The organism is Binatus soli (SeqCode), from assembly GCF_050015535.1.
Lineage (GTDB): Bacteria > Desulfobacterota > Binatia > Binatales > Binataceae > Binatus > Binatus soli.
Genome location: NZ_JBEKBF010000025.1, coordinates 23,042 through 43,383, shown reverse-complemented (window position 1 = coordinate 43,383; position 20,342 = coordinate 23,042). Strand labels below are relative to the sequence as shown.

The window sequence follows — 20,342 nt, the reverse complement described above, 5'->3', positions numbered from 1 at the left end:
CTGCGTCCAAGCCACCGAAGCAAACGTCCGCTGATTACCCATCACCGCACCTCCTCATCCGCCACTCAACCAGTTCCTTTGTACACCAATCGATCAACTTATGCAGAGGTTCCCTAGCGGCGGCTGCGCTGGTAGGTTCCCATCAGCGTTGCATGCTCGACGATGTGTCCCTGCATCGCGGCTTCCAGTTGCGCTTTCGTGGGCCGGTTTAGATCCGACAGGAGGCTATCCAATGCGTAGAGCTTGAAGAAGTATCGATGGCGTCCGGTCGGAGGGCAGGGACCGCCGTATCCGGTCCGTCCCCAGTCATTGCGCCCCTGGCAGGTTCCCGCCGGCAAGGCCTCGGGCTTGACGGCCTGCGGCAGTCCTCCCGCCGAGGGCGGGATGTTGTACAGCACCCAGTGGACCCACACCATCCGCGGCGCGGCGGGATCGGGCGCGTCAGGATCGTCCATAATCAGCGCAAGGCTGCGCGCATGGCTTGGCAGGCCCGACCATGCGATGGCGGGCGAGACGTCTTTGCCATCACAGGTATGGACGGCGGGAATTTCCTTTCCGTTCTCGAAGGCAGCCGATGTAAGCGCCAAGGGCATGAAAGTCCCTCCCTGCCGTTTATCATTGTGTCAACCCTGGAACGCGGCCTTTTCGATGTCGATGCTGGTGTGGCGATCCTCCTGAGCGGGCGACCAGTTCCACAGCATGTACTGATAATGGCGGTAGCCGCCGGCGAAGTGCAGGCCCTTGACCGGCCCGGGCAGCAATCCATCGTAGGGCATCCAGTTCGGATACTGATAGGGCTCCCAGGCGTGGTAGATGACCAGCTGGTCGGGACGCACGCATTCGGTCAGCTTGGCCCTGACCATGAAGTTGCCGTAATCGTTGAACACCCGGATGTAGTCGTGGTCGGCGACTCCCCTGCCGCGCGCCACGGCGGAATTGATGAAGGCGAACGGCTCGCCGCGGTGCAGCTTCAGCATTTCCTCTGCCGTGACCCAGTTCGAGTGGATACTCCAGCGCAGATGGCCGCTGGTCAGACGCATCGGCTGATGGCCGCCGATGTACGGCGGCTGCTTGTAGCGCACGAGGTGTTCATCGGCCTCGACGAACCACGGATGGTCCAGGTAGAACTCGATCCGCCGGGTGGTCGTGACGTAGGGCACCTTCTGCTCAACCTGATCGCGAAAGCACCAAAAGACTTCGCCCGCGACCATGTCCGCATTCTGCGCGACCATCGCGGGGAAGGTCGGTCTTCCGCTCAGCCATGAGCCGCCATTCTTGCGCAAATTCGCAAGGTCGAGCTTCTCGCCGTCGAGGCTGGTGAACCATCCGACCTCGCCCAGCGCGCGATAGGCATCGTTCACGAGCCGCTCTTCGTCGCTGTTGCTGTCGCCATATCTGTTTCCGTAGGTGGCCCGCCACAAAATTTTATCCACGTCGATTTCGCGCGGGCCGGCCTTATAGCTCTTGATGCCGCGTTTTTTCAATTCGCCCGTAGTTGCGCGCAGAATGCCATGGATGATCTGGCGATCGCTTTTCGACTCGCCGCGCATCGGCACCGACTCGTCGGTAAAATTGCTGAAACGGGTATTGGGACAGCTGAACTTGGTGTCCGCATACTCATAAAACGATGCGGCGGGAAGCGCATAATCGGCGTGCAGCGCGGTCGTGCTCCAGCGCGGATCCATCACCACGATCAGGTCGAGTTTCGGCCACACCGTGCGCACGTAGGTGTTCATTCCGCCGCGCGTGCGGCGCAGCGGATTTCCACCCGAAACGAACATCGCCTTGGGGCTGGCGCCCTCCTTGGCGAGCATGTCGTAGCCCTGCAGCCAGCCATTGGCCACCGCCTCTTCGGCGTAAGCGCTGATCTTCCTCGGTGCGTTGGGATCCTCCAGATGCTTGTCCCAGACGTCCTTGTAGCCGGCGTGGTAGTACCAAAACAAAGCCGGCGGCGAGAGGGTGCCGGTGGTTTTCATTCCCTCGCGCAACATCCCCTGCGCGGCCTCCAGAACCGGCATCGTCGGGTCCATCGCGAACATGGTCTTGTAGGCGTCCTGCATCTTTTGCGTCGCATTCAGCGCGCCGCCGATGGGGTCATCGGATTCCAGTATCTCCGGCGGCATGCTGCCCACGAACCCGGACCCCGCGTTGAACTCGGCCCCTGCCGACCAGCCGTGGCTTCCGGTGCCCGCCTTGCCGATATTGCCGGTCAACGCCAGCACATAACACGCGCCCCGCTCGCAAAGGTCGCCGTGATACATTTTGCCGGGGAACGCCGCGGAGAAAAAGAATATTCTGCGCGGCGGCCGGCACAATTCCGCCAGTTGGCTGAGCTGGTCGGGATGAACCCCCGCAATCTCGTAAACCCGCTCGGGCGTGTACTCCGCCACGCGCTTGCGCAGCAGGGTGAAAACCGTGGCCGCCTCGACCCGCGTCCCATCCTTGAGCCGGACTTCAACAGCGCCCTCCAGCACCCGGTCGCACTCCATTTGGAGCGTGCCCTTCGGCAATACCTCGAGCTTGCCCGTGGCGGCGTCAATTACGTAAAACTGCTCAGCGTCGCCCCCCTCCTTAAGGTCCGCCTCGCGCAGGAAGCGGCCGTCGTCCTTGCGCACCAGCACCGGCAGATCGGTCTGCTCCTTGATGAAATCGAGGTCGATCCATCCCTTCTCGATCAGGATGCGGCACAGCCCAAGCCAAAGCGCGGGATCGGACGACCAGTTGACCGGAAGCCACATGTCGGCAAACTGCGCGCTGGGACTTTTGTCCGGTGAGATCTGCACCACTTTCGACCCGCGGTAGCGGGCTTCGAGTACATAGTGATAATCGGAAATACACGCGTATACCGGGTTCCCATAAACCACCACGGTATCGGCCAAAAACCAGTTCTCGACGCCGGGACACTGTTGGAACTGCCCGAAGGTCAGATACTGTCCGGGCAGAAAATCGCCGATCGAAAAGTTAAGGTCCAGCGACACTCCGCCGAGCTGGGTGGCCAGTCCTGCCCCCGCGCCCTCGCCGCCGCCGCGCAGCACCCCGGCCCCGTTGGTGCCCTGGTCGATGATGATTGAATTCGGGCCGTGAAACTGGATGACGTCGGCCAGCTTGGCGCCGATTTCGTCGAAGGCCTGATCCCAGCTGATGCGCTCCCAACTGCCGCTGCCGCGCTCGCCCTTGCGCTTCATCGGGTAGAGCAGCCGTTCCGCCCCGTACATCGCGCGTGAATGCTGGTAGCCCTTCTGGCAGCCGCGCGGATTATAGTCGGGGGCCCGATACTCGGGGTCGATGATCTGCGGGATGTTGCATGCGATCTCCTCGCGGATCACGCGGCCGTCTTTCGCATAAACCCTGAAGGGACAGCTCCCCGGATAACAGTTGACGCGATGCGTCCCCCATCGAACACGGTCCCACTTCCAGTAGTTTTGCGGGGCTTCGGAAACCGTCTGCCTCGCGATTGGATCCCCGCCTCGGCTCTGCTCAGCCATCGTGTTTCCCTCTGCGCGCTTTGGGTTGACCGGAATTCCCGTGCCGTTCAGCGCCGAAACAGCATTAAATATGCCATTGCGTTTGGCGCGGCCGCGTGAGTGCGTCCGTCCGCCGGGCGCCGAAAATTCCAACCGATATCAGGCTTAGGAATGAGTTGATTAAGCTGGACAGCCTTTTGGAAGAAGCAAGAGTGTATCATTGGGAAACAACAATATCGTATCGACTGGATACAGCATGGCGACGGCAGCGCAGTATTAAGCCGTTGGCAGGGGCCGCGCCCGCCAACGGCGGGCGGCCTTAATACTGAGTGCAGGGCTCAGCCCTGCCGCGCGACAACGGAGCGCGGCCTTAACGGTGGGTCACCCCTGCGGTCACTCCTCCCATCGTGTAGTCGCGAAAAGATGCGCTGCGCAGATTTTCGCGTCTTCTCACTGGGTGCAGCGGTCACCCCTGCCGCCCACCGCGCAGGTGATTCTTCCTTCACCCCTGCCGTAGGTGACATCGCGCGCATGAGGGGTTAACTTCTGATCATGCGGCTTGGCGCGATCGATGTCGGATCCAATTCGGTGCACATGATCGTCGCCGATGTCGGCCGCGACGGCCACGTCGAGGTGGTTGATCGGGTCAAGGAGACGGTGCGGCTGGGCCGACGCGCATTCATGACCGGTTATCTGATGCCCGAGTCGATGGACCTCGCGGTGCGCGCGCTGGTCAATTTCAATCGCATCCTGCACATCCGCAAGGTGGCCAAGGTGCGCGCGGTGGCGACCAGCGCGGTGCGCGAGTCGAAAAACCGCGTCTCCTTCATCCGGCGGATCCGTCGCGAGACCGGTCTCAACGTGCAGATCATTTCCGGCGCCGAGGAGGCGCGGCTCATCTTCCTCGCCGCGCGCCACGCGCTCGGACTCGACGGCGGACCGCATCTGTTGATCGACGTCGGCGGCGGCAGCGTCGAGCTGGTGCTGGTTCGCGACGGTCGGCCGCTGTGGATGAAGAGCGTGAAGCTGGGCGCGGCGCGTCTGGCCGAGCGCTACCTTACCGACGACCCGCCCAGCCGCGCGCAACTCAAGCGGCTCGAACGCCATCTCAACGACGAGATCGGCGCGCTGCTGAAGAAGGCGCGCAAGGCGGGAGTGATGCGCGCAATCGGAACCTCGGGCACCATCAACACCCTGGTCGCGATGGCGCGCGCGGCGCGCGGCGATGAACTGGAGCGCCTCCACGGCGCCAGTGCGACGGCCGCGGAGATAAGCCTGCTCACGGGCGACCTGGTCTCGGCAAACTCGGCGCTGCGCTCGGAACTGCCCGGTATCGACGCGAAGCGGATTGACCTGATGCCGGCGGCGGCCGCGCTGGTGGACTTTGTGCTCAAGCGCTCGGCGGCGCCGATGCTGGTCGCATGCACCTGGGCGCTGCGCGAGGGCCTGCTGCTCAGCCTCGCGAGCACGACCATTCGCGGCGCCGGCGAGGACGTGCGCCGCCTCTCGGTGAATGCGCTTGCGAGCCGCTTCGTCGGCGTGAACAAGCACGGGCGCCAGGTCGCGAAGCTGGCGCTGAAGCTCTTCGACGCGACCGCGCCGGTGCTCGCGCTGCCCAAGAGCGCGCGCGAGCTGCTGGAATACGCGGCGTTGCTCCACGACATCGGCCACGCGATCGATCACGACCGCCACAACCGCCACTCGTACTATCTGATCAAGAACGCGGAGCTGTTCGGTTTCGATCCGGGCGAAGTCGAGGTAATCGCGCAGGCGGCGCGCGGCCACCGCAAGCAGGTGCCCAAGCTCGATTCGCCCGAATTGAACGGCCTGCCGATCTCCAAGCGGCGCTTGGTCCGCGGTCTCGCCGCCGTCTTGCGCGTCGCCGACGCGCTGGACCGAAGCCACTTAAGCGTGGTCAAGAATATCGAAGTTCGCTACGCTCCCGGCCGCCTCATCATCGGAGTCGATTCCAACAACGAGAAGGCCGACCTCGAATTGTGGACCTCCGAGAGAAGGGCGGACCTGCTCTCGCGGCTGCTCGACCGCCAAGTAACGCTGGAGCGTTAGCTCGCCGGCAGGGGTGACCCCTGCACCCAACGTTAACGCCGCGCTCCGTTGTCGCGCGCGGCCACTGTCAACGGGTCTTAATACTGCGCTGCCGTCGCCACGGGCAGGGGTGACCCCTGCACCCACTGTTAACGCCGCGCTCCGTTGTCGCGCGCGGCCCCTGTCAACGGGTCCTAATACTGCGCTGCCGTCGCCACGGGCAGGGGTGACCCCTGCACCCACTGTTAAGACCGCGCTCCGTTGTCGCGCGCGGCCACTGTCGCAGGCGCGCGGTCTTTTAATACTGGCCTCCCGTGCCAACGGGTCTGCCTCTGCCCAGAACGCGTCCGGCGTTAGTTGTGCCTCGCCCTGACAGGGCGAGGCCGCGCCTTCGGCGCGGCTGAGGGACATCTGCGGCGCGAATGTCCGATGCGCCGCATGATCCTTCCTCTCCGTCATCCCGACCGAAGCGGAGCGACCCCGGATCCGCGATTCTTTTCCTGCTGAATTCCCCGCTTCCGGTGCGGAGAGGCCGAGGGCGCTGCGTGACTGCATTTCGCACAATTGTTTGTCTTGCCCACCCTTCTATAGTAGAAGGTCCCCGAGGGGTAGCGCGGCCAACCTCCCCATCACTGGGTCGCGTTGGTGACCGGCATGCCGCGCGTGAAGCTCTCCGGTTAACTTTTGGTCGATCCTTTTGGGGCGGCGCCAAGGGCACAAAATACAGTCTGCCTTCTAGCGATGCCTGAAGTGAAGAATGGTCGTCAAAACGGAGGTTCGAGAAGCGTGAACCATAACGGCCAAAATCTCGTTGCCCAAGCTGAGCCGAGTAAGGCGTTCTTCATCGATATGCTTACCCGCGATATTCGCCTTTCGGTATGTATATTGGACCTGATCGACAATTCTATTGACAGCCTAATCGCAGCATCCGATCTCGACGTTAGCCAACATCTCATCGCGGGAACAAAAGCGCAGTCTGTTAAGGCTCAAATCGCGATCTCGTATACGCCCTCGCGGTTTACGATTAGCGATAATTGTGGCGGCATCTCGATTAGCGAAGCTGAGAAGCACATTTTTCTGCTCGGTAATCCGGCTGAAGAGACATCCGGGACTCGACTTGGAGTCTACGGAATAGGTATGAAGCGCGCGTTCTTTAAGATTGGCAAAAGCATTTCCTTCATGTCGCATACCAAGGACGAGGAATTCAAAATCGACATAGACGTTGACTCCTGGAAGAAGAAAAAGGAATGGCCATTCCCTTTCACATATGGCCGGCCAAAAAAATCAACTTCCGGAGGCACGACCATCGCAATTACCGACTTGCATGAAGTCATTGGCAGGCAGTTCGCCTCTACGGCTTTTCGAACTCTACTGTCAGAAAAGGTTTCCAGGGCCTATGCTCTATTTCTCAAGGCAGGAGCGAAAATCACGATCAACGGGGAGGAGCATCATCCGGAGTTTCCAGAGTTAGCGGAAACGCTTGGCCTTCGGGCGGTCCGACAATTGGTTAAGGAGGACGGCGTCGAGGTCCTCGTGCTCGCCGGACTCTCGCCCCCCACCGATAAGACTCCGCGCGGTTGGTACGTCTTCTGTAACGGTCGTATGGTTCTCGACGCCGACAAGACTCACCGAACGGGGTGGAACGTCGACTCTCATCCCACCTTCCATGCCAAATACAACCATTTCCTCGGCTACGTTTACTTTCGAAGCAAACACGGCCATAAGCTACCGTGGAATACAACGAAAGATGACGTGGACCAAGAGTCGCCAATATACCAGCGCGCTCTAGCGGAAATGTGGATCCTTAGTAGGCCCGTCCTCAATTTTCTCAACGACCTCTACCCCGACGTAAAGGAGGAAGGCGAGGCGGAGCACGTTCTCTTCCAATCCGCTAAGGGCGTCTCGCCGCAGTCTGTTGCCAGACGAGCAAATACAGCTTGGAAGGCAAATGTTAAGAAACAAACCGATGATACTCTGCTAGCGATTTTGTACAAGCGACCCAAGAAGCAGTTGGAAAGCATAAAGGAAGCGCTCGGACGACCCAGAATGTCAGCTTCAAGCATCGGTCAATACACTTTCGACTGGTTTTACGACAAGAACTGTAAGTAGATGGCGACTCCGACAGATTCATTCAAGCAGTTTGACTACGCTTTGCGCCCATCCAAGCAAGTAGAGCGAAAAATCATAATGGAAATCCTGCTTCGGCTGCCCCGAGCAGGATTTAACATTAGTGAATACTCATACGTGGGTTTTGGCTCGGTCGCCTATGTAGATTTCGTCATGTTCCATAAATACCTGTTCATCGAGAAGATGGTATGCATCGAGTGGGGCGACATCGAAAAAAGGATGCGTTTCAACAAACCCTTCAAATTCATCAAATTGAAGCTCAAACCATTCTCGCAATATATCCCGAGCATTCGCCGCAGAGAGCGCTTGCTTGTTTGGCTGGACTATGATCGTCCGCTCGACCCGGAGATTCTTCAGGATATTGACGGGAGCCTCAGCCGCCTCTGCCCAACAAGCATCTTCATTGTCACCGTCGATGCCCGGCCAAAGCTGCCAGAGGACGAGTTCGATCTTCAGGGACAGTCTTCACAGCAGAGGGAACGCGCTTCACAGCAGAGGGAACGCGTAACGCTTCAAACCTACCGTAGCTGGTTCGGCCCGTATTCAAACTCACGGATTACGAAGGAACTGGTCGCGCGCGCGCATGTCGACCCTCTCTTCTATGAAGTGATATTGGAGCGAATACGACAGACATTGGCGCGTCAAAACCCGTCTCTCCGGTTCATTCAGCTTTTCAACTTCTTTTATCGAGACGGAGCGCCAATGCTCACCGTCGGCGGGAGGATCGGCACAGAGCGAGATGACCAAGCGCTTGAAACACGTGGAATCTTCGAGCATCGCTTCGTTCGGCGAGACAGTGAATCTCTGCAAATCTCGGTGCCCCCGCTCACAATTCGCGAAACGCAGTGGCTGAACCACCGACTGAACCCTACGCTTCGTGCCGGCAACCTTACTTTTGAGCTCGAGCAAACGCTCCTAGATAACTACCGGACGTTCTACAGGCAGTACCCGACCTATTTGGAAGCGCTGTTATGAAGAACGGAAAGAACATTGCAGCGAAATGCACGCATAACGGCTTAACCGCCGCGAAGGGTCAGGCCTGTAAAGGCAAAACAAGAGCGGGGTCTAAGCTCCCTGAATTCGATGTTGCAGCGTTCCTAAACCATAGAGACTTAGCCCCAGTATACGTAACCAAGCTTGGCGCGTTGTTTGACGGTGACGCTCTCGCCATTTTGCCTTCCATCGCGGCAGAGTGTGTCGACACTGTGTTTGCTGATCCACCTTTCAATATTGGCAAGAAATATGGTTTGGCGGTGAACGACCGCCGGGCCGAGCATGATTATCTCAGGTGGTGTTATAGTTGGATCGACCAGAGCATAAGAATTTTGAAAAATGGCGGCTCATTGTTTTCGTACAACTTACCGAAGTGGAACATCATTCTCGCGAACTTCCTACTCGAACGTGGCATGAGCTTTCGTGACTGGATCGTGGTTGATATTAAGCTGGGGTTACCGATCCCTGGTCGACTCTATCCCAGTCACTACAGTCTTTTATACTTTAGCAAAGGTAAGGCCAAAACATTTCACAATATCCGTACTCGCATTCAAAAGTGCCGTCACTGTGACGGAGACATAAGAGACTATGGCGGACACCGAAAAGCGCTCAACCCCAATGGAATAAACCTTACTGATGTTTGGCACGACATCTCCCCTGTTCGACATTGGAAATTCAAATCTAAGAAGCGGAAGGCTAATGCCCTTTCGACTAAACTCCTCGACCGAGTTGTGGAGATGAGCACCGACGAAGGCGATTTGATACTTGACCCCTTCGCGGGAAGCGGCACAACGCTCGCCGTCTGCGAGACAAAGAAACGAAGGTGGATCGGGATCGAGATCGAATCATCGCAAGTAATAGTAGAGCGGCTCGAAGGGAAACAGCTTTTTCATTACAGGAACGAGGATTTCGTCGAGCAAGCGGATCTCGTGAAATCTCGGGCGAGGTAAATCTCCCCTTAACCCTTCTAACAGGGCGAAGCCCGCATCCCGCGGCGGTGCCGATTCTCTTTTCACCTAACACTGGGTGCAGGGGTCACCCCTGCCCGCGCGCGACAACGGAGCGCGCTCTTAACACTGGGTGCAGCGGTCACCCCTGCCTCGCATTTTATTAAAATTCGTAGTTGACTTAGAAAACGGGAATCCGGAGTCAATGGACCAAATGGCCAATCGGCGCGTAGTGGTGGTGGGAGCAGGTATCGCGGGACTCAGCGCCGCGCTCCGTCTGCGCAATGCGGGCGCCGAGGTCACAGTATTCGAATCGAGCGATCGCGTCGGCGGACGGACGAGTTCAGAGACCCACGACGGCTACCTATACGAGCGCGGGACGCAATTCTTCACTTCCACCTATCGCAACGCATTGGGGCTCATCAAGGAGATGGGACTCCAGGCCGAGCTGAGACCGACCAGTCCGTGGATAACGGTGTTCAAAGATGGGCGACCGCATCGGGTGCCCTCTGGACTGCTGTTTGCCGTGTATGCGTTGACCAGCGGACTGCTGAGCGTGCGGGACCTCGTTCGATTCACCTGGCATACCACCAGCTTGCGATGGCCGGCGCTCGATAACTACTCGGCATGGGCGGACTACGACGACCAGGATGCTGCGAGTTGGAGCGCGCCGCGCTTGGGCCGGGGCGCGGAGTTCCTGCTCGAACCGGTACTCGCCGGTGGCATGATGCAGCGGATCGAGGATACCTCGCGCGCGTGCGCGCTGGCAGTGCTGGCGATTACCGCCAACGGCCGGAGCAAGGATATGACGCTGGCGCGCGGCAACGACTCGCTGCCCCGTGCGATGGCGGCGCGGGTCGATGTTAAACTTGAGGCTCCCGTCCAGGCGGTCGAAGCCACGCCCGACGGCGTGACGGTGCGGATGCCGTCAGAGACGGTGCGCGCTGACGCGGTGGTGCTGGCAACTACAGCTTCGGCGGCGGCCGGAATTTATCGCGCTGGAGACAGGATCGAACGCGAGCTCATGGCGACGCCCTACGGGTCGGTGATCAAGGTCGGTCTGGCGACGAAGCGCGACTGGTCCGGCGATCCGGGGCTCAGCAACGTGTGGGCGATGATGATACCGCGCGCCGAGCGCCGACAAATTGTTTCCGTCACGATTGAATCGGCCAAGGACCCTGAGCGGGTGCCCAAGGGCGGCGAAATGCTCAACTTGTTCGTTACGCCGGATAACGCGGAGCGAATGATGGATTGGACGGATGAACAGGTGGTGAGCGCGGTCGCGGATGACGTCGAGCGGCTGTTCCCCGGAGCGTTCGCCGCGGAGAATTTCACGCGCGTTGTTCGTTGGCGAGAGGGGATGCCGAAATCGCCGGTCGGGCGCGCACGGGCGCTTGCCGAGTACCGCCGCACACGGCCGCGGGACTGCCGAGTGTGGTTGGCGGGCGATTACATGGGGATGCCGTTGCTCGAATCGGCGATCGAAACCGGCACTTGGGCGGCGCGCCGTATCGTGGAAGGCTGAGCGCAAGACCCGCGCTCCTCGCCTCAGGCCAGTTTTGGACAATCGAAAAAAAAGGCACGCATAGGCTTCACCATGAGGGCATGTGGCCAAGCGTGCCTTCGGCTCCATTCGGGGGAAACGGAGCCGACCATCTTTCTTTTAGTAATTGTGCGCGGAAAATGCCACCAGTGGTGCGTCACGAACGGAACCATTTTGAACGATTGCATCGCTCACCGCATATTGAGCCAGCACCCATCGTCCGGATGAACGAACGTAATCCTCGTAGATCGGAGCGCGCTTGGGATTAAAATCCATCTTAAAATCCATCTATGGAACTGATGAAGGAGATGCGCATTAAAATGCGGCGCACCACGGTCGTCGTCATTCTCATCGCCTCGCGTAAGATTTGTCTCTGCCCCAGATGATGCGCCCGATAGCGACTGTGGAGGCGGCGGACTACATACCGAAGATCCAGTTCAGGAAAAGACCGAGTACGAACAGCGCGCCGGCGCGCCGCGTATGCACGAAGGCCGCCGACACATACCACAGCGGCCATACCGGATATCCTGGCGGCGGCGAACTCGGCTTGGGCTCCGAATAAACCTTGAGCACCCGCAAGAGCATCGGCAGCCCGCCCAGCACGACCAGGGCGCCGAGCCCGAGCGTACCCGTCAGGACCATCGCTACGACAACTAAGTAGAACGAAATCATCAGCGCCTGGTTGAGGAGGAGCGCCCGCTTCTCGCCGAGGATCACCGGCAACGTGCGCACGCCCTTTCCGGAATCGTAGGGAAGTTTGTCGATGTGCTTGCCTATAAGTACGCTCGTCACGAGGATCGCGTAGGGAAGCGACGCAACCCAGACCCAGGCAGGTACCCCGCCAGTCGTGACGAAATACGTGCCACCGACCATCAGCGGGCCCCATACGATGAACACGCCGGGCTCGCCCAGTCCGAGATGCTTTAAACGCACCGGTGGCGCAACGTAAAACACGCTGATGAACAGTCCAGCCAATGCGAACAGGACCACCGCCCATCCGCGCACCGCGAAGAGGAAAACCATAATTGCCGCGTCGATCAGGTTGAGCACGACGATGGCGCGTATGAGCTCTGTCCTGGTAACCCAGCCCGCGAGCACGGGATGGGGCGCATACAATGCACGCGGCGCTAGCACCGTGTCGATGCCGCCGGTCAGATCGAAGTAGTCGTTGATGAGATTGTTGCAGGCGTGCGCGACGCCCAGCCCGATCAGACTGAGGATGAAATATAACCAGTTCGGATTGGCCGCGCGCGTAGCAAGCAGCCCGCCGATAAGTCCTGACGTCAGCGTCATCGGGATAACGCCCGCGCGCGTGATGATGAGCCATCGCGAGACGCCGTCCATGCGCTCGTCGGGCAGGTTCATCGTGAGCAGCGCCTCGCGCCAGTTCTTGAGCCGCTCAGTCCAGTCGATAGGATGGGGTTTTACTAACTCTGCCATGATTCAGCTTTTCGATGGGCACGGCGGCTTTGGCCGCGATGCCGGGTATGAGCAGCCTGATGGATTCGAATGCGCCATCACTGAACGTAGTAACCGCCTGTAGGGGTCAACCGGTATGGTGTGTTCTTATCCGGAGGCGTGTACGTCCCCTGCGCGGCGGCGTTGCCAGGCTGGGTGCTCGTGGTCGTGCTTGAATTCGTAGCTGGCGCCAACACCGACGGATTCGCACTCATGGATTCGCTGGTCGTCGTGGTTTCCGTGACATGAGTACTAGGCGCACAGCCGGCCAGCCACACCATCGCAATAGCAACACAAATAGCCACTGCGGAATTAGTTGTGTATTTCATTGTTCAGGCTCCGGTTTATTTTGTTCTCGACAAAATGCGACAGAAAACAAAAGTCCGACCTGAGATTACGCGCTTCCCGCGGCGCTGCAAAGGCCGTGGAACAAAACCCGCCTGGAACCTTGCACAGGGAGGCCGTCGGGTCTATAGAGCGCACAAACGAGGACATCCATAGATGGAAACCGCCGCGCATGTGTACGAAGCCTTTGAGTACGATCTAAGCCTGACCGCCGAGCAACTGCAAATCCGCGACACTGCTCGCCGTTTCGCCGCCGAGGTACTGCGTCCCGCCGGCATTGCGATCGACAGGATGACGCCTGAGGCGGCGATCGCGCCGGGCTCGCCGCTTTACAGGGTTCTGACCCAGGCGGCTGAGCTGGGCTTTACCAAGCTCAACGCACCCGCGGCGCTTGGCGGGCTTGAGGCGTCGCCCGCAACCGCGCACATGGTGCTCGAGGAATTGTCGTGGGGAAACGTTGGGCTGGCCGGCGCCATTTTTCTTGCTCCCTATCCTGCAGGAGCCGCACTGGCGACCGGTAATAGCGAGTTAATCGCCGAGTTCTCAGCGCCCTACTTCAGCCAGGCGGGCGCCTCGATTATCGGATGCTGGGCGATCACGGAACCGGATCACGGCTCCGACCAGCTTGGCGTGATGCGGCCCGACCTCAAAGTAAAAGGCCGTGGCAACCTGATCGCACGGCGCGACGGAGACTCGTGGGTCCTAAGCGGGCAGAAATCCTCCTGGGTATCCAACGCACCCATCGCAACCGTGGCCGTTGTGAACGTGCAGCTCGGCTCGAGCGACGGACTGGACAACGGTGGCGTATGCTTCGTGCCGCTCAATCTTCCCGGAATATCGCGCGGGCGTCCCCTCGACAAGCATGCATTTCGCTCTTTGCCGCAAGGCGAGATTTTCTTCGATGAGGTCCGCATCCCGCGCCGCTACATGATCGCCGAGGGTGCTAACTATCCCGCCCATGTCGAGGCCACTCTCACCGCCTTCAACGCGGCGGTCGGGACGCTCGCGACCGGGATCGCGCGCGCGGCCTTCGATTGCGCGCTCGCCTACACCAAAACGCGCATCCAGGGCGGACGTCCCATCTTCGAGCATCAATCGGTGCGTGCCAGGCTGTTCCGGATGGCGTCATTGGTTCGAGCCTCTCACGCGCTCTCGCGCGACGTTTACGTTTACAACATCACCCGGCTTTCGCGAGGCGAGCCCGCACGCCTCGATCACTCGATCACCTCGAAGGTCTTTTGCTCAGACGCGGCGTTCGAGGTCGCGACCATGGCGGTGCAGCTTCACGGCGGTAACGGAATGACCCGCGAGTACGCGGCCGAGATGTTCCTGCGCGACGCCACTGCGTGCACGATCGCGGACGGCGAGAACAATTACCTGGGCCTGATCGCGGCCTCGATGCTGTAGCGAAGTCCGCCCGCCGGAATCCGGACAAAAACGGGAGGGGAAAAAAGCGTTGGACACCATCGGCTCTAGCATCGAACAACGACTCCGGATTCTCGAGGATCGCGAGCAGATTCGCGAACTCGCGGCCACTTACTGCTTTCTCGTGGACGACGGGCGTTTCGACGAACTCGTTGAGCGCCTCTTCACGGAGGACGCGTGCTGCGACTTTCGTGGCGCGGGTGGCGAACAGATGGCGCCGATGGTGTCGCGCGGGCGCGCCGAGCTCCGAAATTTCTTCACCGTCATGGTGCCGGCTGCGCTGCGCGACATGGCGCACACGGTCCACAATCATCGCGTCTCCATCGACGGCGACCGCGCGTCAGGCGACTGCTATTTCGAGCTTACCGCCGTCGATCGGACCTCCGGCGAAGCGGTAGTCGGCGCGGGCCGCTACTTCGATCGCTACCGGCGCGACGCAGGCGCGTGGCGCTTCGAGATGCGCAATGCCGCGATTTTCTTCATCGCACCGCTTCGCGAAGGATGGGCGAAGCAACGATTCCTGAACACATTCGCCCGAGTCAGGATGTAGCGTTCCGCGCGACTTGTTACCTGCATCGCCCGCTTTGTTGTTGGAGGTGTCGCAGACACACGGCCGCGCGCCTGGCGCGGGTGAGGTTGCAGATTTTACCTTAGCGTGGCGCAGCCCGCTTGGTCCGCGACGCGCATCGGCGTAACTTTCTCACTTGTCCGGGTGCCCCCTTAGCTCAGATGGATAGAGCACAGGATTCCTAAGCTTGGCCGCCATGTTTTCCGAGATCAGCTCATGTCATATAATGCAGGAAATATAAGGGTTTTTGGCCAACCGGCATCATCCCAGATCCTGTGGATAAATCCGGAAGTGGGCACTGAGTGGGCACTGAGCGCACTCATTTTTCGAGCGCCCGTACATCCAGAGATATTGACGAATGGATGGATAAACGTACATACTTAACGAGCCCAGCGGCTGAGACCTAAATGCGGATAGCGGGATTCGACTGGGATGAAAGCAACCGGTCCAAGTGCCAGAAGCACGGCGTTTCGACGGCCGCGATCGAATTCCTATTTCACAGGCCGATCGCCGTTTTACCGGATCCCCTGCACTCGAAACCTGAGGAACGCTTCAAGGCAATTGGCAAGACCGATAAAGGTCGCGGGATTCTCGTCGTGTTCACCCTGCGGACGCAGCGCGGCAAAACACTCATTCGGCCGATCAGCGCACGGTACATGCACAGGAAGGAAATGGACCACTATGAAAAAGAAACTGCCACGCTTCCGAAGCGATAAAGAAGCCGAGGACTTTGTCGAAAAGGCCGATCTGACCGAGTACGACTTGTCCGCGATGCGACCGATCCGCTTCGAGTTTCAGCCCAAGAGCGAGCGAGTCAACATGCGCGTGCCCCGGCAACTGCTCGATGCGGTGCGGGCCTCCGCGGCCAAGGCGGGAGTTCCCTACCAGCGCTTCATCCGCCAGGCGCTGGAGGACGCGGTACAGCGGAAACGTGCGTGACATCGGAAATTGGAGCGAGACGTCTGAACTATAGAATTCTTTACTTCTTTCACGGGAGAGTCGCAGCAATCCTCGCGCACGGTCTGACAAAAGAGGATCGAGTTCCCGGCGCCGCCATCGACGCGGCATTTATGCGGAAGCAAAGATACGAGCAGGATCGCAAGCTCCACACGTTTGAGAAGTCGTGAACGGTGAAAGTGGCAGGAAAGCGGAAGCCGACCCCGGACGCGATCGAGATCATTCATCGGCGGTACTATGAAGGGCATCCCGAGCGGATGGCCGAACTGGCGGAGGCCGAGGCCAACGATACGGTTGCCCGCAAGATTTCTGCGCTCCGCAAGCGCGCGGGCCTCACCCAGCAACAGCTCGCCAAGCTGGTCGGCACCACCACTTCGGTCATTTGCAGACTCGAAGACGCTGACTACCAGGGCCACTCACTTACGATGCTCAGACGCGTCGCCAATGCCTTGAACAAACGGGTCGAACTGCGGTTCGTCAACGCAAACCGGAACCCGAAGGTGGCGTAGGTTTCCGGTCCGCGACCTCGGTTCCTCAGCGCTTTCAGATCGAAAGCTCGCCGCACTGCCATCCGCCGGTCTGTATTGTCTACGCATCCCCGCCCCGAATCAGTTGGCAGCCCTTAGGCCAACGCTCGTGCGGAGGGCAAGTGGCACGGAAGCTGCTCACTCGCTGAAAGCAGCGAGCACGAAATTCACAACGTGTGCTCGATCGCTAGCAGCGAGGCGTTGGCATGGAAGGCAGTGTCTATCTCAAAGCGCGGCAGGAATGGGACGAGCGGTACGCTGATCTGGTTCTCGGCAAACGCAACTGGCAGATCACCGCCGCTGGCATGATGGTCATCACGCTTGTGCTGGCTTTCGGAATGGTTTGGCTCAGCACGCGAAGCAAGTTCGTTCCTTACGTCGTCGAAGTTGACAAGCTTGGCTATGCGCTGGCCGCACCCAGCGCGCTCACTGAAAACCCGACTCGGATCAGCACAGACCGGATGGTGCGGTACGAGCTGGCGGCTTTCATCCGCAACGCTCGCGAGGTGATCACCGATCCGGCAGCCGAGCACCAGCTGATTGGGCAGGTGTACAGCCGCGCCCGCGGACCGGCTTACAAGTTTCTGGAGAACTACTACCACGAGAACGAACTTGAGCATGATCCGTTCAAGGTTGCTCAGCACCAATCTGTGAGCGTCCAGATCGATTCGATCCTGCCGCTGTCGAAAGCGACGTGGCAGGTGAGATGGACTGAGGAAGAATCAGGGCTCGACGGTTCTCCGGTCGCCACGACGCATTGGGAAGCGGCGCTCGACACCACGATCATTTCGGCGACCTCTGACGCCTCGATCCTGGAGAACCCGCTCGGCTTTTACGTCACGCAGCTCAACTGGACCGAGCAGCGAAGTTAGGAGGGGATCACGATGAAGTGCATTGGCACATTTGGTTTCGTCGCGCTCTCGCTGACGCTCGCCGCTTGCTCGGCAAAGCAAACGCCACCGCCGCCGCTGACGCTTGTCACGAAAGCAGCACCATCTCCCGAGCCGGAGCCCGCACCGCTAAGCGGCGCCCAGATACTCGCGCAGCAGCCCCAAGAGGTTCGGGAGGCGATTAAACAACATCAGCAAGACGGCGCGTGGCAGGTTTATAAGATGCCGCACCGCGAGCTTTACCCGTATGAAGAAGGACAAGAGCCTGCAGTTGACTGCGCTCCATTGCGAACCACCGACATCCAGCTTGAGCCGGGCGAGACGATCACGGACGTTGCCAGCGGCGACAGCGAACGCTGGCTCGTGACGCCCGCCGCATCGGGCGATCCGCGCAATCCGACTCCGCACCTTGCGATCAAGCCCACCGCGGGCGGCATCAGCACCAATCTCACGATCTACACCACGAAGCACATTTACCACCTGATGTTGCGCTCGCGCGCCGGACGCGAAATGCAGGAAGTCGCCTTCTATTATCCTGAGGAACTCCAGCAGGCGATGCAGGACGCCGACCACACAGCCGCGAAGGCGCGCGACTCGCAATCACAGCCGGACGGAGTGGTCGCTGCTCTGGCTTCGCTCGATCCGGGCGCTCTCAATTTTTCTTACGCGGTGTCTGGAGCAAAGGTGCCGTGGAAACCGGTGCGAGCATTCGACGACGGCACACACATCTACATCCAGATGCCCGCGACTACAAAGTCGAGCGAAGCTCCCGCGCTGTTGGTCGCCGCGGGCAACGGCAGCGAGATGGTGAACTATCGCGTCAGGGGCGACTACTACGTGGTCGACAAACTCTTCGACCAGGCGGTGCTGGTTTCGGGCGTCGGCCGCGAACAAGACCGCGTGAACATCCGGTACACCGGCACGGCGAGGTGAATCATGGCCACGGCAGCGGCAATTGGACCGACCGGCCCGCGCATTCACCAACCGCGCGGGGGCGGCGCACGGCTGACACGCACTCTGGTTATTGTCGCCGGCGTCGCAATCGCGGCAGCACTGCTTGTGATGATCGTCGCGCTGCATTCGGACTCGCCGGATTCCAGCCCGGCAGTCCGGAGCGACGACGCAGCCACTGTGACATCCAACGAGGAACGCGCCGCGATCGCGGAACTGGAAGCGAAGGCCAGGAGGCCGAAGCCTGCTGAGATCAATTCTGTTCCAGTTCCGCTTGCATTGCCCACGGTAGCGACGCAGGCTCCTGCCGCTCCCCTACCAGCACGTCCACCGAGCAGGCTGGCCGCGTTGCAGGAGGAGGAATACGTGAAGGCGCTCTCCGCGCCACCGATGGTCCAAGCGTTTCACCACGGCGAGACGCTGGAAGTTCCAAGCATCGCGAGTCAGGCGGGGGCAACCAGGCCGTACGAGCTTACGATCACGCCATCTGGCCAGAGCAACGGCACCAGCGCGATCGCGAACCTCAAGCCGCCAGCGTCTCCTTTTCTGATCACGGCAGGCAGCGTGATTCCGGCGGTTCTGATCAGCGGCGTCAACTCGGAACTGCTGGGACCAATTCTCGCACAGGTTCGCGAGAACGTCTTCGATACCGCAACCGGACGATGGGTTCTGATCCCGCAAGGCTCTAAGCTCATCGGCTCGTACCAGACCAACGCAGCGTATGGACAGCAGCGCGCCCAGATCGAATGGAAGCGGCTGATCTTCCCGAACGCGTCAAGCATGGACATCCCGGAGATGCCGGGCGCCGACCAGGCAGGCTACGCAGGGTTCAGCGATGAGGTGAACAACCACTACCTGAAGACGTTCGGCACCGCGGCGCTCCTTTCCGTGATCAGCGCCGGCCAAATGGTTGGGCAGATGGGAGCGTTCGGCGGAGGCACCGGATTCTCCGGCCCCTACGGGTACGGCTACGCGACGCCAAACCAAATGTCATTACTCAGTGAGATGGGCGGCGCGGCGGCAAGTCAGCAACTCGGACAAGTCGCGCAGAGCAGTCTTCAGCGCGGAATGAACATCCCGCCCACCCTGGAGATACGGCCGGGTTACCAGTTCAACGTGATGGTGACGAACGACCTCGTATTGCCGGGGCCGTATAGGAATTGAAGAAACGGATTGAAAGGAGCTGGAGAGATGAAACTCAGACTCAAAGACAAAGACTTACCTCCCGTACAGTTGCGGCTCACATTGCCGGGCAGCCTCAAGGCGTCGCTGGACGAATACGTCGGGTATTTGCACGACAGCTTGCATCGGGAGACGGACGCCAAGGAAGTCGCGATCGAGATGCTGAAGCATTTCGTTGAGAGCGATCGTGATTTCCGAGGTTGGCGGAGCAAGCGGGAAGGAGGGGCGGAGCGGTTGATGCAGAGGGAGGAGAAGAACGGGGCAGCCGGGGCGATGCGTTCGTAGAGCAAGATAAAGGTTTTACCGTACTGTGCGCACTTTTGAGCATATTCCCTTTGTATGGCGCGGATTTTCTTCCCCGTACCGCATCGCCTCGCCCCGTATCCGAACAATTGCAAGACGAGCACTGTTTCCGGTCGTCCTCTGCGCGGGAATCGCAATACCAGTCTTTGGCTTCCAGCTTCTGGGTTTGAAGATCGGACTCACGGACAGCGCGTGTCCGCCAGGAATCTACCGGATGGTTAACCGCGCACCATCGCGCGGCGACTTGGTGCTGGCGTGTCTGCCAGATGCGATCGCACGGTTCGGGTGCACGCGCGGCTATCTCTTGCGCGGACGCGGTTGCGGCGACGGCATCGAGCCGGTCGGCAAACGACTCAGTGCGCTCCCCGGAGACTCGGTTGAAGTCATGCGCGATTACGTCGCAGTCAACGGCCAACGTTTGGAGCATTCGGCCACGCTTTCGCGCGACAGCCGCGGCGGATCGGTACACCACGTCGCGTGGGGCCGCTACACGGTGCAGCCGGGAGAGGTGTGGCTGTTCGGAACCAAAGACGCGCGAAGTTGGGACTCTCGTTACTTCGGGCCGGTGCCAGCGAGCTCAGTTCGAGCCGCGCTGGAGCCGGTTCTCACCTGGTGA

20 protein-coding genes are annotated in these 20,342 nt (G+C 60.1%); 16 read left to right on the top strand and 4 right to left on the bottom strand.

Features of this window, described 5'->3' with window-relative positions; translation table 11 throughout:
• Positions 1–113 precede the first annotated feature (113 nt).
• The gene (locus tag ABR989_RS16615; RefSeq protein ID WP_428130430.1) at positions 114–593 is read right to left on the bottom strand and encodes a YbhB/YbcL family Raf kinase inhibitor-like protein; all 480 of its coding nucleotides are present in this window, start codon (positions 591–593) and stop codon (positions 114–116) included.
• 30 nt (positions 594–623) lie between these two features.
• On the bottom strand, positions 624–3,485 hold the full coding sequence (locus ABR989_RS16610) for a molybdopterin-dependent oxidoreductase (protein ID WP_428130429.1): 2,862 nt from the start codon (positions 3,483–3,485) through the stop codon (positions 624–626).
• Between the two features lie 531 nt (positions 3,486–4,016).
• On the opposite strand from ABR989_RS16610, the gene ABR989_RS16605 reads away from it, so the two are divergent.
• From ABR989_RS16605 to ABR989_RS16585, 5 genes are all read left to right on the top strand, one after another.
• Entirely contained in the window at positions 4,017–5,531 is a 1,515-nt protein-coding gene (locus tag ABR989_RS16605) for a Ppx/GppA phosphatase family protein (RefSeq protein ID WP_428130428.1), read from the top strand.
• 720 nt (positions 5,532–6,251) lie between these two features.
• Positions 6,252–7,619: an ATP-binding protein gene (locus ABR989_RS16600; RefSeq protein ID WP_428130427.1), complete on the top strand. Its 1,368-nt coding sequence runs from the start codon at positions 6,252–6,254 to the stop codon at positions 7,617–7,619.
• On the top strand, positions 7,620–8,612 hold the full coding sequence (locus tag ABR989_RS16595; protein WP_428130426.1) for an O-methyltransferase: 993 nt from the start codon (positions 7,620–7,622) through the stop codon (positions 8,610–8,612).
• Complete coding sequence (locus ABR989_RS16590; RefSeq protein ID WP_428130425.1) at positions 8,609–9,580, top strand: DNA-methyltransferase; 972 nt, start codon at positions 8,609–8,611, stop codon at positions 9,578–9,580. Before ABR989_RS16595 ends, ABR989_RS16590 begins: the two co-directional genes overlap by 4 nt.
• Before the next feature lie 211 nt (positions 9,581–9,791).
• Positions 9,792–11,102: a protoporphyrinogen/coproporphyrinogen oxidase gene (locus ABR989_RS16585; RefSeq protein WP_428130424.1), complete on the top strand. Its 1,311-nt coding sequence runs from the start codon at positions 9,792–9,794 to the stop codon at positions 11,100–11,102.
• 138 nt (positions 11,103–11,240) lie between these two features.
• On the opposite strand, the gene ABR989_RS16580 is transcribed toward ABR989_RS16585, so the two are convergent.
• Positions 11,241–11,396, bottom strand: a complete 156-nt coding sequence (locus tag ABR989_RS16580; protein WP_428130423.1) for a hypothetical protein — start codon at positions 11,394–11,396, stop codon at positions 11,241–11,243.
• A gap of 141 nt (positions 11,397–11,537) precedes the next feature.
• Complete coding sequence (locus ABR989_RS16575) at positions 11,538–12,560, bottom strand: prenyltransferase (RefSeq protein WP_428130422.1); 1,023 nt, start codon at positions 12,558–12,560, stop codon at positions 11,538–11,540.
• Positions 12,561–12,680: 120 nt separating this feature from the next.
• On the opposite strand from ABR989_RS16575, the gene ABR989_RS16570 reads away from it, so the two are divergent.
• The 11 genes from ABR989_RS16570 to ABR989_RS16520 all read left to right on the top strand — a co-directional run bounded on the left by ABR989_RS16570 (position 12,681) and on the right by ABR989_RS16520 (position 20,342).
• On the top strand, positions 12,681–12,827 hold the full coding sequence (locus ABR989_RS16570; protein ID WP_428130421.1) for a hypothetical protein: 147 nt from the start codon (positions 12,681–12,683) through the stop codon (positions 12,825–12,827).
• A 252-nt stretch (positions 12,828–13,079) separates the two neighbouring features.
• A complete protein-coding gene (locus ABR989_RS16565; RefSeq protein ID WP_428130420.1) occupies positions 13,080–14,330 on the top strand; it encodes an acyl-CoA dehydrogenase family protein in 1,251 nt (416 codons plus the stop codon).
• A gap of 49 nt (positions 14,331–14,379) precedes the next feature.
• Positions 14,380–14,898, top strand: a complete 519-nt coding sequence (locus ABR989_RS16560; protein WP_428130419.1) for a nuclear transport factor 2 family protein — start codon at positions 14,380–14,382, stop codon at positions 14,896–14,898.
• 425 nt (positions 14,899–15,323) lie between these two features.
• On the top strand, positions 15,324–15,632 hold the full coding sequence (locus ABR989_RS16555) for a BrnT family toxin (RefSeq protein ID WP_428130418.1): 309 nt from the start codon (positions 15,324–15,326) through the stop codon (positions 15,630–15,632).
• On the top strand, positions 15,598–15,855 hold the full coding sequence (locus tag ABR989_RS16550; protein ID WP_331958825.1) for a BrnA antitoxin family protein: 258 nt from the start codon (positions 15,598–15,600) through the stop codon (positions 15,853–15,855). The genes ABR989_RS16555 and ABR989_RS16550 overlap by 35 nt, the downstream gene beginning before the upstream one ends.
• 191 nt (positions 15,856–16,046) lie before the next feature.
• Positions 16,047–16,382, top strand: coding sequence for a helix-turn-helix transcriptional regulator (locus ABR989_RS16545; RefSeq protein WP_428130417.1), 336 nt, complete (start codon positions 16,047–16,049; stop codon positions 16,380–16,382).
• Positions 16,383–16,606: 224 nt separating this feature from the next.
• Complete coding sequence (locus tag ABR989_RS16540; RefSeq protein WP_428130416.1) at positions 16,607–17,272, top strand: VirB8/TrbF family protein; 666 nt, start codon at positions 16,607–16,609, stop codon at positions 17,270–17,272.
• 12 nt (positions 17,273–17,284) lie between these two features.
• Positions 17,285–18,223 carry a P-type conjugative transfer protein TrbG gene (trbG, locus tag ABR989_RS16535; RefSeq protein ID WP_428130415.1) on the top strand — a complete coding sequence of 313 codons (939 nt, stop codon included), beginning with the start codon at positions 17,285–17,287 and terminating at the stop codon, positions 18,221–18,223.
• Positions 18,224–18,226: 3 nt separating this feature from the next.
• Entirely contained in the window at positions 18,227–19,405 is a 1,179-nt protein-coding gene (locus ABR989_RS16530) for a TrbI/VirB10 family protein (protein ID WP_428130414.1), read from the top strand.
• 27 nt (positions 19,406–19,432) lie between these two features.
• Complete coding sequence (locus tag ABR989_RS16525) at positions 19,433–19,708, top strand: DUF2274 domain-containing protein (RefSeq protein WP_428130413.1); 276 nt, start codon at positions 19,433–19,435, stop codon at positions 19,706–19,708.
• A 25-nt stretch (positions 19,709–19,733) separates the two neighbouring features.
• A complete protein-coding gene (locus tag ABR989_RS16520) occupies positions 19,734–20,342 on the top strand; it encodes a S26 family signal peptidase (RefSeq protein ID WP_428130412.1) in 609 nt (202 codons plus the stop codon).

Excerpts from the sequence above, each read along its gene's own strand:
- ABR989_RS16615 (WP_428130430.1), bottom strand. The coding sequence starts at position 593 with ATGCCCTTGGCGCTTACATCGGCTGCCTTCGAGAACGGAAAGGAAATT.
- ABR989_RS16610 (WP_428130429.1), bottom strand. The coding sequence starts at position 3,485 with ATGGCTGAGCAGAGCCGAGGCGGGGATCCAATCGCGAGGCAGACGGTT.
- ABR989_RS16605 (WP_428130428.1), top strand. The coding sequence starts at position 4,017 with ATGCGGCTTGGCGCGATCGATGTCGGATCCAATTCGGTGCACATGATC.
- ABR989_RS16600 (WP_428130427.1), top strand. The coding sequence starts at position 6,252 with ATGCCTGAAGTGAAGAATGGTCGTCAAAACGGAGGTTCGAGAAGCGTG.
- ABR989_RS16595 (WP_428130426.1), top strand. The coding sequence starts at position 7,620 with ATGGCGACTCCGACAGATTCATTCAAGCAGTTTGACTACGCTTTGCGC.
- ABR989_RS16590 (WP_428130425.1), top strand. The coding sequence starts at position 8,609 with ATGAAGAACGGAAAGAACATTGCAGCGAAATGCACGCATAACGGCTTA.
- ABR989_RS16585 (WP_428130424.1), top strand. The coding sequence starts at position 9,792 with ATGGCCAATCGGCGCGTAGTGGTGGTGGGAGCAGGTATCGCGGGACTC.
- ABR989_RS16580 (WP_428130423.1), bottom strand. The coding sequence starts at position 11,396 with ATGGATTTTAATCCCAAGCGCGCTCCGATCTACGAGGATTACGTTCGT.
- ABR989_RS16575 (WP_428130422.1), bottom strand. The coding sequence starts at position 12,560 with ATGGCAGAGTTAGTAAAACCCCATCCTATCGACTGGACTGAGCGGCTC.
- ABR989_RS16565 (WP_428130420.1), top strand. The coding sequence starts at position 13,080 with ATGGAAACCGCCGCGCATGTGTACGAAGCCTTTGAGTACGATCTAAGC.
- ABR989_RS16555 (WP_428130418.1), top strand. The coding sequence starts at position 15,324 with ATGCGGATAGCGGGATTCGACTGGGATGAAAGCAACCGGTCCAAGTGC.
- ABR989_RS16550 (WP_331958825.1), top strand. The coding sequence starts at position 15,598 with ATGAAAAAGAAACTGCCACGCTTCCGAAGCGATAAAGAAGCCGAGGAC.
- ABR989_RS16540 (WP_428130416.1), top strand. The coding sequence starts at position 16,607 with ATGGAAGGCAGTGTCTATCTCAAAGCGCGGCAGGAATGGGACGAGCGG.
- trbG (WP_428130415.1), top strand. The coding sequence starts at position 17,285 with ATGAAGTGCATTGGCACATTTGGTTTCGTCGCGCTCTCGCTGACGCTC.
- ABR989_RS16530 (WP_428130414.1), top strand. The coding sequence starts at position 18,227 with ATGGCCACGGCAGCGGCAATTGGACCGACCGGCCCGCGCATTCACCAA.
- ABR989_RS16525 (WP_428130413.1), top strand. The coding sequence starts at position 19,433 with ATGAAACTCAGACTCAAAGACAAAGACTTACCTCCCGTACAGTTGCGG.